The 14,418-nt window shown below is 33.1% G+C and carries 10 protein-coding genes and 1 pseudogene; 1 reads left to right on the forward strand and 10 read right to left on the reverse strand.

What is annotated here, in order from left to right:
* Positions 1 to 433: 433 nt before the first annotated feature.
* Positions 434 to 577, forward strand: a pseudogene (locus DKT72_RS12075) (cation diffusion facilitator family transporter); the annotation flags it as partial.
* A 339-nt stretch (positions 578 to 916) separates the two neighbouring features.
* Here the strand turns inward: DKT72_RS12075 and DKT72_RS12080 are convergent.
* From DKT72_RS12080 to DKT72_RS12125, 10 genes are all read right to left on the reverse strand, one after another.
* The gene (locus DKT72_RS12080) at positions 917 to 4,054 is read right to left on the reverse strand and encodes a type I restriction endonuclease subunit R (protein WP_111309007.1); all 3,138 of its coding nucleotides are present in this window, start codon (positions 4,052 to 4,054) and stop codon (positions 917 to 919) included.
* A gap of 6 nt (positions 4,055 to 4,060) precedes the next feature.
* Positions 4,061 to 5,752 carry a DUF262 domain-containing protein gene (locus DKT72_RS12085; protein ID WP_111309008.1) on the reverse strand — a complete coding sequence of 564 codons (1,692 nt, stop codon included), beginning with the start codon at positions 5,750 to 5,752 and terminating at the stop codon, positions 4,061 to 4,063.
* A gap of 9 nt (positions 5,753 to 5,761) precedes the next feature.
* Positions 5,762 to 6,793 (reverse strand): hypothetical protein, encoded by a 1,032-nt coding sequence (locus tag DKT72_RS12090; RefSeq protein ID WP_111309009.1) that lies wholly within the window; start codon positions 6,791 to 6,793, stop codon positions 5,762 to 5,764.
* Complete coding sequence (locus DKT72_RS12095) at positions 6,762 to 8,636, reverse strand: ATP-dependent nuclease (protein WP_111309010.1); 1,875 nt, start codon at positions 8,634 to 8,636, stop codon at positions 6,762 to 6,764. The genes DKT72_RS12090 and DKT72_RS12095 overlap by 32 nt, the downstream gene beginning before the upstream one ends.
* 5 nt (positions 8,637 to 8,641) lie before the next feature.
* The gene (locus DKT72_RS12100; protein WP_220628121.1) at positions 8,642 to 8,890 is read right to left on the reverse strand and encodes a WYL domain-containing protein; all 249 of its coding nucleotides are present in this window, start codon (positions 8,888 to 8,890) and stop codon (positions 8,642 to 8,644) included.
* 10 nt (positions 8,891 to 8,900) lie between these two features.
* Entirely contained in the window at positions 8,901 to 9,119 is a 219-nt protein-coding gene (locus DKT72_RS12105) for a hypothetical protein (RefSeq protein ID WP_111309011.1), read from the reverse strand.
* 13 nt (positions 9,120 to 9,132) lie between these two features.
* Positions 9,133 to 9,807, reverse strand: a complete 675-nt coding sequence (locus DKT72_RS12110; protein WP_162623308.1) for a hypothetical protein — start codon at positions 9,805 to 9,807, stop codon at positions 9,133 to 9,135.
* A 35-nt stretch (positions 9,808 to 9,842) separates the two neighbouring features.
* A complete protein-coding gene (locus DKT72_RS12115) occupies positions 9,843 to 10,994 on the reverse strand; it encodes a restriction endonuclease subunit S (RefSeq protein ID WP_111309150.1) in 1,152 nt (383 codons plus the stop codon).
* Positions 10,978 to 12,543 carry a type I restriction-modification system subunit M gene (locus DKT72_RS12120; RefSeq protein WP_111309013.1) on the reverse strand — a complete coding sequence of 522 codons (1,566 nt, stop codon included), beginning with the start codon at positions 12,541 to 12,543 and terminating at the stop codon, positions 10,978 to 10,980. The genes DKT72_RS12115 and DKT72_RS12120 overlap by 17 nt, the downstream gene beginning before the upstream one ends.
* Positions 12,544 to 13,005: 462 nt before the next feature.
* Entirely contained in the window at positions 13,006 to 14,265 is a 1,260-nt protein-coding gene (locus tag DKT72_RS12125; RefSeq protein WP_111309014.1) for a site-specific integrase, read from the reverse strand.
* Between the last annotated feature and the right edge of the window lie 153 nt (positions 14,266 to 14,418).

The raw sequence follows: 14,418 nt of genomic DNA on the forward strand, positions 1-14,418 counted from the left end.
CAATATTCACTAAATCATAACAAAATCTAAGAGTTTGCCGCAAATAAAAGCCATTTTAATGGGGTTTAAAGAGCTTTTGCCGCAAATCTGAAATAAATGCAACTATTTAAAATTGCTACATATCTGATTTTAAATGAAATATGAATCAGTAACATCGCGTAGCGTGTTACCCTCTTGCTTTACATTTAACGTTTGTAAGCAAACATCAAATGAAACCAGATTAAATTTACGTTTTTAGATAACTAGGGAAAATGAAAAACCATTTGTCAATCTATAAAATACACTTAAATTGCTTAAAAATTTTATTCTATTTTTAATAGCTAGTTAAAAGTAATAAAAACATAAAAACTTCCGCATAACCATCCAATATGGCTGAATAAAAGGAGAAGACTTCCGTATATAAAAAAGTTGTGTGCAACCAAAAAAAAATTGAATGACTAACGAACAAACTGCAATAAGAACAACTTATTTCAGCATAATTGGAAATACTTCTCTAGCTCTAATAAAAGGACTTGCAGGGGTTTTTGGAAATTCTTATACATTAATTGCCAATATTAAAACTCAAAACAAGATATTTCAAACGGAAACTGCGTTAGTAATAAAAAGCGTTATTAATAATTGTATTGTAGCTAATAAGCAAAACTAGTGCCAACAGCTATAAAAAATCGCTAATTTTACTAAACCAAAATTTGTTGATCGTTTGTTAGTTTCTGATTATCCTTCGGACACGAGCAATTGCATAGCAAATCATGAGCTCCTTAAGTAAATAAAATGGGCGAAGTAAAATCCTCGCTCACAAACGCGCAACTTTTAAGACAAACATTAGCTACTATGCTATATATTAATTACTTTCTGTTTGTAAGTCTAATAATTTATAACGGTTCAGAATCCAAGAAGGAAGAAGAAAAAATATTTATTAGTTAAACTTCTTAAAATTCTCTGCTTGTTCAAAAATATCTTTGTAAACTTCATCACGCTCTACTGGTGGATAACCAAATTCATCTAATAGTAAAATTAATCCAACCTTTAAGGCTGCTTTAATATCATCTCGTTTACTCCAATCTGGATATTTAGCTTGACTGTCAACTAAATCTTTTACAGCTTTTGCTAACTCAATGAGTTTATCACCTGGATATGAAAAATCATATTTCACACACAATTCTTTTAGGATGTCGTAAAATGCTTTTTCTTCAAAGTCAATACCCAAATCATCTCCTGCTGAAAACTCTTTACGCACCTCCCAAATTAAATTAGTGAGCTGTTCAGCCATTTCTTCGTATACTTCACTACGCAATACATCATCTTCTTTTCGTTCATTATAGCGTTGCACCAAAGATTCCATTTTTCGAGAAAAATCAACACCTTTTACCTTGTTTACTTTTTTCATTTCCCCAATAACTTTAGCTAAAAGTTGTTGCAGTAATTTAATTTTAGTGTTTGGGAGTTTAATTTTATCAATTTTAGCTAGATAATCATCATCAAATAGATCGTGTTCTGTGTTTTTACCATCACCTAGTTTGAATATTTCTTCAACGCCTTCACTTTGTAATGCATCTTTTATCATTTCCCTAACTCTAGCATTCATTTGGGCGGTGTCTGGATCATCTCCTTTATTAAGCTTAAAAACAATGGATCTTACTGCCAAATAAAAATGAATAGAATCCCTCTCTGATTCCTTTATTTGTTCACTTCCTGCACATATATCATAAGCGGCTTTAAGTCGTTTTACCAAGCCCATAAACCGTGTTTCCAAGTCTTTGGTTAATTGAACAAATTCTGACGCCATATTAAGGGTGTGCAACTGTTCTAATGGAGTGCCTCCAAAATATTTTGAGGCATCAAATTTGTGAAAGATTTTAGCTAATAGATCCAAATGGTCTCTAACCACAACTAGCGATTCCTTAATATCCTCAAAATTTTCTCTATCCCCTTTATTATAATGCGCCAAAGCCAGATTCATTTGCTTTTTAATGCCAATATAATCAACCACCAACCCTTTATTTTTAGTTTTATACTTACGGTTAACTCTTGATATTGTTTGAATTAAATTATGTTGTTGAATTGGTTTATCTATATAAATACTATCCAAAAACGGCACATCAAACCCAGTTAACCACATATCAACCACAATGGCAATCTTAAAATTAGATTTTTCATTTTTAAACTGTCTATCTAATTCTTTTCTATATTCCTTGGTTCCTAATAAATCATACAGCTCTTTAGGGTCGTCTTTACCTCTGGTCATTATCATTTTGATACGCTCCATGGGTTTGATTTCCCTTTTATCTTTTTCTGTAAGTTCTACATTATCGTCTGCCACTTTAATCTCATTCCACTCAGGTCTCAGCCTTATAATGTTTTTATATAATTCATAAGCTATCTCCCTGCTACTACATACAAACAATGCCTTACCGACAATTGTAGCACCTTCACTGACCCTCTTATCATAATGTGTTACAAAGTCCTCTGCAATGGCTTGCAGCCTATCAGGATCGCCTAAAATAGCATTCATGTTAGCCGATTGCTTCTTGCTTTCTTCTATCTGATATTCATTGGCTCCTTCTTCTGATACTCGATCGTAATACGCTTCAATTTTTTGTAATTCACTATTTTGAAGCGCCACTTTGGCGGCTCGACCTTCATACACAATTCTTACCGTAATCTCATCTCTAACCGATTCTGTCATTGTATACGAATCAACTACATTACCGAACACATCTAAAGTAGCATCAATGGGTGTACCAGTAAACCCAACATAAGTGGCGTTGGGCAACGAGTCATGTAAATACTTAGCAAAGCCAAAGGTTTTTTTAACACCGGTTTCAGTGACTCGTATGGTTTGGTCGAGGTTGGTTTGACTTCTATGTGCTTCATCCGAAATACACACCACATTCGTTCGGTCTGTCAATAATTCGGTGTCTTCGGTAAATTTATGGATGGTAGTTAAAAACACACCACCACTTTGCCGGTCTTGTAACAAGGTTCTTAGTTCTGCCCTACTTTCAACACTTATAATAGTATTGTCACCAACATAACCTTTGGCATTGGTAAACTGTCCCGAAAGTTGGTCATCTAAATCGGTTCTATCTGTTATTAAAACAATGGTTGGACTCGAAAAATGCACACTTTTCATAAGCAGCCTTGTTAAGAACAACATGGTGTAGCTTTTGCCACAGCCCGTTGCACCAAAATAAGTTCCTCCTTTACCGTCTCCTTCTGGTTTTTGGTGCTTTACAATGTTGGCATACAATTTATTGGCAGCGTAATACTGTGGATAACGGCATACAATCTTTTCATCCTTTTTAGACGCATCTGGAATGAAAATAAAATTTCTAATAATGTCGCGAAATCGATTATGTTGAAACATGCCTTTCACCAATGTATACATAGAATCAATGCCATCTACTTCTTTTACTAAACCTTCTATTTTACGCCAAGCGTAGAAAAACTCATAGGGTGCAAAAAACGAACCTGCTTTGTTGTTAACGCCATCACTAATCACACAAAAGGCATTATATTTAAACAACTCAGGAATATCTCGTCTGTAACGTACCGTTAATTGTTTATAGGCATCATGAATCGTTGTGTTTTCCTGTATGGCGGTTTTAAATTCAAAAACAACCAATGGCAGTCCGTTGATGTATAAAATACCATCTGGTATACGTTTTTCGGAGCCAAATATTTCTAGTTGATTAACAATTTTATAGTTATTGTTATTCTTTTTTGAATAATCTTTTAAATAAATCCAAATGTCTTTTTGGCTTCTATCTTCTCTTTTAAAGGCAAACCCATCTGATAATTTCTTCATGAAGGTTTTGTTACTTTCATAAAGGTCTGAAGCTGGAAGCAACAACAATTCTTTAATGATCTGATTTGCTTCTAAATCCGTTAGATTTTCCCTTTTATATTGGTTTAATAAAAAAGCTTTTAAATCGTCAATTAAAACAACTTCACAAGGGTCTTTTAAAATCCTTTTACCAGATACATGAGGAATATCCTCTTTTTCTAAAAGGTCTATAAAGGCTTGTTCTAATTGTGATTCCGTGAATTTCATTTGAATTTATATTAGTTCACTTTTAAAAAATGATAGTAGATTATTTTTAAAAGTTACTTCTCTTATTTCTATATCGGCTTTTAACCAATCATTTTTAGGGTAATTACTTAAATCATTAACAACTGCTATTTTGGAATCTGAATATTTTTGTTTTTTTACTCCAAAATATCCATTCCCTGCTTGAATGTTTAATTTTTTTTCTAATACAATTTTGTTGCCAAAACGGTCCAAATAATTCATAGCATCTTCATAATTCCAACCGTTATAATTGGTATCCTGCCACTTTTTAGGAAATATGTGTTCTATATCAAAAGTATAAGGAATGGCGGCAAACTGATTTTTATTTAAATAAGCATCCAATAGAAGTAACGCTCTCGATAGCCTCGAAGATGAATGACTATCAATTTGCTGCATTAGCGATTCTTCATTAAATGAAAGACGATATTGCAGTTTATTTTCATTGTTTAGAGAAATGCATGAAGAATAAATATCATCTTTAATAGCATTAACCGTTGGAGCTTCAATAAACTTAACAAATAGAAAAGACATAAGCTTTTTAAGCATTATTACAAAATCTTCATCAAAAGATTGACTGTCCATGTTTTTCAAAAAGAAGACACTTACGGCATATTTCCAAAACTCATTGGGATAATGATTTAAACAATGAAGATATTTTCGAGCTTCTATCGAAATATTATAATTGATATCTTCGTCAGGTAGTATTTCTACATTTACATATCTCCAAAAATTCGCTAAGTTCATTACCTCATTAATTACGTAATCTGTTTTAAGGCGTTTATAATTTTCTTCAGCATAAAACTTTCGGAGACCAACTTCTTTTGTTTTGTCATTACTTCGTCCTCGTAGTACATGAGAATAATATCTAAAAACATCATCTATTGAGACATAACCTTGCCTACAAATTTGAGTTAGTTCTTTCCAAGTATTTGTAAACTCTTTCCGTTTAGCTTCTCCCTCAGTGTTACGATAAATTTGGGCTTTGAATATATCAGAATCAGCTAAAGGTAATCCCCTATCATTTAATGTAGAAAAAATAGTAAGAGCAGTTTCAGGGGTATCACATTCAATTGGTAAAATGATACATTTTTGTAAAATTGTAATACACAATTGTTTCCATTGCATTGGATTGAGCTCTGCATATTCATCACATTGTGATTTAAAGAAGCGATAATTAACAGAATAGTTATCACTTGCCAAGTCATTTGTATTGCCCGTCTTCAAAATTTCATGGAAAGTTCCATTATCTTCTTCAGTTGCAACAAGTGATTCAATATGAATTAATGATTTATCTGATACAATCTGTGAAATTGGGTTAATATCCCAAATACAAGGTGCCAATTGATTTTTAAGCCCTTTAACATCTTCGTCTTCTACCATATCTTCAAGCTTACGATAAAAAGCTCTCAATAATAAAAAAAAGGACGTAATTCGCTGCTGCCCATCAATAATTTCTTGATTTTTTTCCGAGTTTATATAAGAAACAATAGTTCCTAAAAAATAATCAGAACCTGCTTTGGCATCTGTAACTGTAAAGTTTTCTATATCATTCCAAAGGGTTTCACATTTTTCAACGTTCCATTTATATGGTCTTTGAAAATCTGGAATTACAAACTTTTTACTTTGCATTTCACTAAAAAGTTTACTTATGCTTTTTTTACTTACGTGTAATTCTGCCATATATTAAATTTATAATTCGTTTATATCTTTCTCTATCAATTTATACTGATCTTTAATCTCCTCACCCATATAAAAATCGAGTAAGTCTTTTTTAGTTAGTGTACCTGTTTCTAGAAATTGAGTTAAATAACGCTGGTTAAAATCCATTAACAACATGGATTTTTCTATTTGCTTTAATATCTCTTTGTTATTGTCAATATTCCTTTCAACTAATGTTTTGATGGCTTTTATTTCTCCAATGTCTTTAATAATTCTATTCACTAGCATTGCTAAGACATCTTTGTCCAATTCAATGGTTTTGGCATTTATGGCAATATCTCTGGCTAACATATATGCTATGACCAAATTGGAATAATCTCCTTTTTGAGAATCTACAATAGCAATAAAACCGACCTCTGGAATGTAGCCCACATTTTCGCAAAACTTTAAAATGGAATTATCTACCAAACTAATATCAAACACAATTAAACTGACTCTAGAATTTCTATTTGCATTAGCTTCTATTAACTGGCTCCATGCTGTATCTGTTTTTCTGATAAAAATATCTTTGGTGTCAATGGTTCCTAACTTCATGCTTTTATCAAACTTGCATTCTATAGCTATTTTTAAATCTGGTGTGCCGTTAACTTCGCAAATAATATCACCTGTTTTGTTTTTGGCCAACTCACCTGCTGCATTACCAGTTAGTAAGGCTCTATCTTTTATTCTTTTACTTTGAAAAAACTCGTTTAAATACTCAGCAATCTCATCTTCTGCTATAACCCCCTTTATGGTTGACTTATAAAACAACTCCTTTTTCATTTCAAAAAGCATTTTCAGACTTTCTAATTCTGTACCTAACTCATTTGTTGTTTTTGCTAAAAAGGATGAAATACGGTCTTCCATTAACGCCAAAACCCCAATATACAATGCTCGTACTAGCTTTTCATCTCGTTCGCTCGCAGGTAGCTTGTCGAAATAATTAAATACAATTTCATTATCTAATTCAAACTTTTGAAGTTCTACTCTTTTAAGCTTCTGATTCAGTTTTAATGTCGACATAACCCTCGAATATTTCTTTTAATACATTATTTTCTATAATTTCCTTCCAGTCTTTTCCAACACCGTTCCAGCCTTCTCCAATATCCCAATTATCCTTAATAAAGGAATAAGCTTGGTAAGGCTTATTCCCAGATGGAGGTTCATACCCTAAAATATCTTCCATACAATATTTCAACATTAATCGGTCTTCTTCTGAACCTAATGCATCCAAAATGGGTTTATTAAACTTTGTTGCTCCAGCAACTTGATCTTCATCGTGAATAACAAATGGCTTGAACCCTAAAGCTTTAAGATATTTTACTAAAGATATTATGGTTGCTTTACCTCGTGCTTTAATTATTTGATAATCTGCATCTACAACTTTCTTAACAGGTAATGGTAATCTTCTTATAGTCTCCCTAAAAACAACATCTTCAGTATCACCCTCAACTATAATTAAATGCTTAACAAAAAAGACTCTCGCGATGTAATCATCAATTTTCAATATAAACTTTATTTGATCTTGTTCTTCCGCTATTAAGTCATTATAAGCTTGTGTTGTATTGAAAGGATTAGAATTTGAAGCAATTAATTTAAATTTTTCGTTTAAAGATACTTTCAAAAGATTAAGCACCTGTTTAGGGTATTTATCCTTATCTAAATCTTTCCCCAAATCAATCATATACGGGGAATGAGTTGTACAAATAATCTGGGAAGTTGTTGCTACGGCTAAATTATAAATTTCATTTCTCATGCTATTTGCAGCATTAGGATGAAGATAAATCTCTGGCTCTTCAAAACCGATTATCAAATTTCTATCTGTTCTATCCTTTCTTTCAAGATAAATTGACCTAAATCTTAATAAAGCAAATGCTGCCGAACGAATTGAGCCAGTACCTTGTCTATCAGGTGATGTCTTAATGTTACTTGACATTTCAATATTGAAATGAGGTTTCAATATTTTATCGGCATCATCCAATTCAGTCCTTACATGCAATCCTGTTTCAGGAAAAACATTACCAACTATCAAATTTATTTCCTCTAACATTTTACCAAAATCTTTGGTTTCATCAGATGGGTCTAATTCTTCAGCCAGTTTATTTAAATACTCCTGTGCTTTCGCAAAATTTTCAGAAGTATCACGCACATCATCAAAAAGACTTTTCATTACCTTTTGTAACGCCCCTGATTTACCATCAATTTCATCTTTTCTATCTTCTGCTGGTATAAACAAAAACCTAGGAAGCTTAGATAAGATATTTCCAACAATTCCTCCTGGTCTTTCAAACCATTCAGAACTATCATAATCATAATCCCATATGGTGGTGAGCTCTTCTAAATCTCCTTCATGAGCTTTGAGAGTTATATTTTTATTTAAATCAATGTCATCTCCAAAAACAGAGTTTAACTCATCTATAGATAGTCCTGCGTCTATAAAGTCTTGAGCTTTTTTGCAATCTCCAAATTCTACTTTTAACGCTTTTTTATACTCCTTTAAACTATGAAGACTTTTACCATCTTGTGTATATTCCTTCTTAAACAAAATATATCGCTCAATTTCCCCACCTTCAATTTCTCTTTTTAAAACCCTACCTTTAAACCCCCTCCATGTTTCTGATTCCTCAGGCAAACCTACATATTCAGCTATAAAAACAACCTTTTCAGAACGATAACCAGACTCTTCATCGTAAAAAAAATCTAAAATAGACAATCTAGTTTCTCCTGAATGAAACAATTCTAAAGCCCTTAAAACAGCACTTTTACCAACGTTATTTTCACCTATTAAAAAAGTAGCATCACCAAATAAAAATTTGGTATCTAAAACTCTTCTAAAACCACTTATTTCAAACCTTTTTAACTTCATAATCTTTAAAATTCAACTGGCCATCTCGGTTCATAACTATTATCTGTAATTTCAACATCATTTATTGACTCAATTATAAAACCACGAATACCGTCTTTTTGAATGTCATACCCGTAAAAGTATTCAACTCCATTTTTTTCTCTAAAACTATAAGGTTCTACTTCTCTCCAACCTTCATTACTACCATCCTTTTCAGTGTAATCTATTTGAATCGTTTTTAAACTTTGGCCTGCTTCAATAATTAATTCTTTCATGATTTATTATTTAGTCATACAAAAACTTTACGTACTGGTTTATATAGCTATTCAACCCCGAGCCATTTCTTGCAAGTAATTTCATTTCTTCTACATGACTTCTTCCTGCTCTTCCATAACTATAAGTATATGAACGAGAAGTTCCTGTAAATTGAACAATCATATAATCTGATCCAATTTGATAAGCATAAACCCCTGAATCTCCACCTCTGTTTCCGTATCTTTCCATATTCTATAAATATTTAAAAAATAATTTTCTCACAATAATGTCTTGCCTCAGGACTAATAATAACAATTCCTTCATTAACCTTTTGTTCTGAAAACCAAACAAGCCTATATTCATTTTGATGTTTATATTTATTTAGTTTCATAAACAACTCATAATTCTTGGTTAGTTCGCTAACTACCTCCTGAATTTCTGAAGCATTTTTAAAATCTATACTTTGAAATCTTAAATTATCTTCTATTTCTGTCTTTAAAATACTCGCTCTCGAATCTCCATAAATACAATCACCCTCTAATCCTCCTAAAACATAAGGCAATTTTCGGGCTATTTCCATACCAAATAATGCTGGATTATTTATTTTAATAGCTCCCTTTCCCTTAAAATCTTTAATCACTTCATTTGTTAAATTGGTAGTTGTACTCATAATAGAAGCGTTAACTCCTCCTTCATAAAAGATAAAATTACCATCTCCTTTATCATTAAACCCTCCTACCATATGCTCTCCTTCAGTTTTATCTCCTTGCATTTCATCCTCATACTTTCTAAAATTGCTAAAACAACTAATATAAATTTCTCCCTTTTCAAAAAAGTCATTTATATACTCCACATTATCCAAAATCCTATATATTGGTGTAGTCATTTTACCCCAAGTAATCTGAAAAGTAGATGTTTTGTACATGAAGTCTAACATAGATTATGTTTTTTATTAACCAATTCCTATTCAACCTAAACCTTTGTCATTTTCGCCAGAAGCAACTCTCTAAACTCCTCTAAATTTGATGTTTTATCAATATTTAAAAGGCTGTATATTTTTGATATTTTCACTGTAAATAATTCTTGAATATATAGAGTAGGTATTAATACTTTATAAAATCCTAGATCACCAGTCGTGATTTGGGATTGTGCGGAACCACTATCCAAACTTCTTAAATTATCATTTTTAAGGTAATAGTATAAAAATTCTTTAGTTGTTAATTCCTGATAATTTTCCACAACAATACTCAAGTTGGTGATATAAGAATATTGCGGTGACATTCGGACTTCACCTGTACCGCTAACACCTCTGCATATAACAAGAATTTGAGGTGATTCATACATGTATTTATCATAATATCCACGTAGCCCGTAACCAGAATATACAGGATAGCCTTTATCTAAAAACAATTCAGAACTTAACATCTTCCCATATTTTAAGTTTGCTATATTTTCGATTTTATTGGTCTCCCACCCAACAGGAATCTCCTTATCCAACTCATCACACCAAACCATGTCGCCACTAGACGATTTATAAGGCTTTCCTTCTTCATTAGGAAACTCAAAGTCTACAAACCAATGTTTATACAAGGCTTGCGCTGCTTCTTCTAGTTTTTGGTTGAGTTGCTCGTTTAAAATGATACGCTTGGTAATGGTGTTATATTCTGAAACAATTTCTCGCTGTTTTTCTATGGATGGGATTGGGAGTTCTGTATCACATAATTCATCCCAATCAAATGTTTCTCTTGCACTTCCATGAGACTTAAAACGTGCATATCTATCAAACTCTGGGCGTCTAAACCACATCATAGCATATTCTGGCATCAGCTCATCTTCATCTATCACCTCAAAAACTATATAAGCCTGTGAAACAATTGCAACATCAGAATCTTCTAATAAAGCAATAGATATTTTATCACCATTACGTGAAGTTACAGGACCATAGGCAAACTGATTTCGCTTAATAATTTTGTAAGTTGCCATATTTGTTCCAACCGTATTGGCGATAGAAGGCATAAGTACTTTTTTAATACTAACGCCTAAAAGTTTTTCAACTGACAAATCCGTATTACGAATATTGACTTCTCTGATAAATTGACCTAACTTTTTATAATTTGATCTCAAACCCCAATTCTTTAAAAACATTTAACAATTGTTGTTTTGATTCTGCTTCTTCTTTCAACAGCCGTTGCATGTCAGTTTGTAAACTTTTCATTTTAGTTTCAAAATCAATATTTTCATCTCTGTTTACAAACTCAATATATTTACTAGGCACTAATGAAAAATCTTTTTTTGCAATCAATTCTTTAGTCACCGAACAACAATACTCTGGAACGTCTTGATATTCTCTATCAGCCTGTTGCCAGTTGTGATAGGTTTTAGCTATGTCAACAATTTGTTGAGGACCGAATTGTATAAATTTCTTTTCAAACGGCTCTCCAATTTGGCGTAAATCCATAAACAACACTTCTTCAGTCCGTTCTCTATACGTGCGTTTTTCATCACCAATAGTCTTTTCTTGCTTTCCTTTGTTTTTGTTTAAAATCCAAAGTGTGACACTAATATCCGTGGTGTAAAACATATTTCTTGGTAAAATAACAATGGCTTCCACCAAGTTATTTTCAACCAATTTTCTACGTATTTTATATTCTTCACCACCACCAGATAAGGCGCCATTTGCTAATAAAAAGCCTGCAACGCCATTCTCTGATAATTTACTGGCAATGTTTAATATCCAAGCATAATTGGCATTACTTGTTGGTGGCACATCATACCCTCTCCAACGTGGATCAACCACCAACTCAGTATCGGCCCGCCAATCTTTTTGGTTAAATGGTGGGTTTGCCATAATGTAATCGGCTTTCAGGTCTTTGTGTTGGTCGTCTGCAAAGGTATCGGCTGCTTTTTCTCCCAAATTACCAGAAATACCACGAATGGCAAGGTTCATTTTAGCCAGTTTATAGGTGGTATTGGTATATTCCTGCCCGTAAATAGACACTTCTTTCTTGTTTCCATGATGGCTTTCTATAAACTTAATGGACTGCACAAACATACCACCGGAACCACAAGCCGGGTCATAAATAATACCCTTGTAAGGTTCAATCATTTCAGCAATAAGGTTTACAATACTTTTGGGTGTGTAGAACTCTCCTTTACCCTTCCCTTCAGCAATGGCAAACTTGGATAAGAAATACTCATACACACGCCCCACAATATCTTGTGTGGGGTCTTTTTGTGTGTCAATATTATTTATGGTATCCAACAAAGCGGCCAGTTTACTTTTGTCTAATCCCAAACGAGAGAAGTAATTGTCTGGCAACGCTCCTTTTAAGGAGGGGTTGTTTTTTTCAATGGTATGTAAAGCGGTGTCAATTTTAAGAGCTATATCATCTTGCTTTGCTTGTTGCATGATGTACGACCAACGGGTAAGTTCTGGCAAGAAAAACACATTGGACATGTTATAGAACTCTTTCATTTCTATAAACTTTTCTTTGCCGTCTGCTAACAGTTCCGCTCTTTTAACTTCAAATTTATCACTTGCGAATTTTAAGAATATAAGTCCTAACACCACATGCTTATATTCTGATGGTTCTACCGAACCTCTTAATTTATTGGCAGAATCCCAAAGGGTTTCTTCTATTGATTTTTCGTTTTTTATTGCTTTTTTAGCCATAGATATATTGAGTGAACATGGTCACTATTATTATAATATTTGCTATTAATTATGAAAGACTATTAGGGATTATAAATGTAGGGATATGAATTTTAAAATGAAACAAATTAATATAATTTATCATACAAACTTTATTTATTCCACAAAGTGCAAAAAACGGTTAAAGTGAACCACCGAAAACAGAATTTTAGGGCCACTAAAAAACTCATTTGAGCCTAAGATGTAAAAGGATTTACAATAATTATTTCTATGCTCACTTTTATCCGTTGTAGATGACTCTCACCTTGTCTGCCCGCCCAATACACACAACAAAGAAAAGTTAAAAAAACAAGCCATTTTAAGCTAATTGTGAGTTTAGGCTGCTAACTTTCTTTATATAGGTAATAAAATTTCCTTTCAATACACTCCCGTTGCCTTATGAGGAGCATATTGAAAGGAAATTCTTTTTTAAGCCTTAAAAAATTATTTGGTTTGATTTAGTGCTTGGGATTGTTGCTTCTTTGTTCTAAATCTAATCAGTAGGTTTTGTATATCCTCGCTAATCTTGGTCTCCACGACCCTTGCATAGATTTGGGTCGTTGAAAGTTTGGTGTGTCCCAATAGTTTTGATACGGTTTCGATAGGTACGCCATTGGAAAGCATGACCGTTGTGGCAAAGGTGTGCCGTGCTACATGAAAGGTTAGGTTTTTATGGATACCACAATCTTTGGCTATTTCTTTTAAGTAACTATTGGTCTTTTGGTTTGAGCTTAGGGGAAGCAAAGCTTCGCAATCGCTGTTCTTTGAAATATCCCTGTACTTTGCCAATATATCCATGGCTTTTGGCAAGATGGGTACTTTTACGCTTTCGTTTGTCTTTTCACGCTTGGTAAATATCCAGTGGTTATTGTCTATCCCTCTTGTAATTTGTTTTGTGGTAAGTTCCTTGACATCCACATAGGACAACCCTGTATAGCACGAAAACAGAAAACAGTCCTTGACCCTTTCCAATCGTTCGTTATTGTAATGGGTGTTTTCCAATCGTTCCAGTTCCCTCTCTGTTAGGTATGCTCTGTCGTATTTATCAAACTTCAACTGGAATTGGTTAAAAGGGTTCTTTTGCATCCATTCCAGTTTTATGGCTAGGTTTATCATTTTCTTGAAGCGTTCCAAATGCTTCATCACGCCATTGTTGGTAAGCATCAAGTTCTTTTTGGTATTCCTGTAGTTTCTCAGATACTGTTCAAAATCAATGATAAAACCATAGTTCAATTGTTTTAAATAGATATCCTTTGTTTTTAGTTTATGGTTTAAGAACTTATTTAAATACTTTTCTGTGGTGTAATAGTTTTTCAGAGTGCCATGCTTTAAAACCGTAACCATATTGACATTATGGTAGTCTATCAGCTCGGATAAAGTCTTATGGTTGTCATCCTCTCCCAAGAAACGGGATTTTATGGCGTTAGCTGTAACGATTTTGGATTCTTCCAAAAGTTGCTTATGGCAGTCCAATAGTCTAGCGTATTCTTGGTCAAGGTACTTGTTCAAGGTCTGAATGGTATACGAGCTCCCCCGCCCCCTATTTTTAGAGGAATCCCAATCTTTTTGTTGGACTTGTCGCTTTAGACTGATCTCGGAACGCTTGCCATTTACGGTAATCCGTGCATAGATGGAGAGTTCCTGTTGTTTGTTTCGGGATTTTCTTGTGAAGAAAACCACCGAAAAGGTGTTGTTTGTTTGCATTTTTAGAAGCTTTCGTTAAACATGTATTTGTAAAAACAAAAGTCAAATCATTCCTAAATGTCCCTTAAAACTACAACAATTCTGGCAAATAAGTGTTCACCGATTTGTACACCTTTTATATGATTTTAATTGGTTTCATTTGAAACCCTTAAA

Source organism: Confluentibacter sediminis, from assembly GCF_003258355.1.
Taxonomy (GTDB): Bacteria; Bacteroidota; Bacteroidia; order Flavobacteriales; family Flavobacteriaceae; genus Confluentibacter; species Confluentibacter sediminis.

Bases quoted from the DNA above. Each gene is read 5' to 3' on its own strand.
- DKT72_RS12080 (WP_111309007.1), bottom strand. From the start codon at position 4,054: ATGAAATTCACGGAATCACAATTAGAACAAGCCTTTATAGACCTTTTA.
- DKT72_RS12085 (WP_111309008.1), bottom strand. From the start codon at position 5,752: ATGGCAGAATTACACGTAAGTAAAAAAAGCATAAGTAAACTTTTTAGT.
- DKT72_RS12090 (WP_111309009.1), bottom strand. From the start codon at position 6,793: ATGTCGACATTAAAACTGAATCAGAAGCTTAAAAGAGTAGAACTTCAA.
- DKT72_RS12095 (WP_111309010.1), bottom strand. From the start codon at position 8,636: ATGAAGTTAAAAAGGTTTGAAATAAGTGGTTTTAGAAGAGTTTTAGAT.
- DKT72_RS12100 (WP_220628121.1), bottom strand. From the start codon at position 8,890: ATGAAAGAATTAATTATTGAAGCAGGCCAAAGTTTAAAAACGATTCAA.
- DKT72_RS12105 (WP_111309011.1), bottom strand. From the start codon at position 9,119: ATGGAAAGATACGGAAACAGAGGTGGAGATTCAGGGGTTTATGCTTAT.
- DKT72_RS12110 (WP_162623308.1), bottom strand. From the start codon at position 9,807: ATGTTAGACTTCATGTACAAAACATCTACTTTTCAGATTACTTGGGGT.
- DKT72_RS12120 (WP_111309013.1), bottom strand. From the start codon at position 12,543: ATGGCTAAAAAAGCAATAAAAAACGAAAAATCAATAGAAGAAACCCTT.
- DKT72_RS12125 (WP_111309014.1), bottom strand. From the start codon at position 14,265: ATGCAAACAAACAACACCTTTTCGGTGGTTTTCTTCACAAGAAAATCC.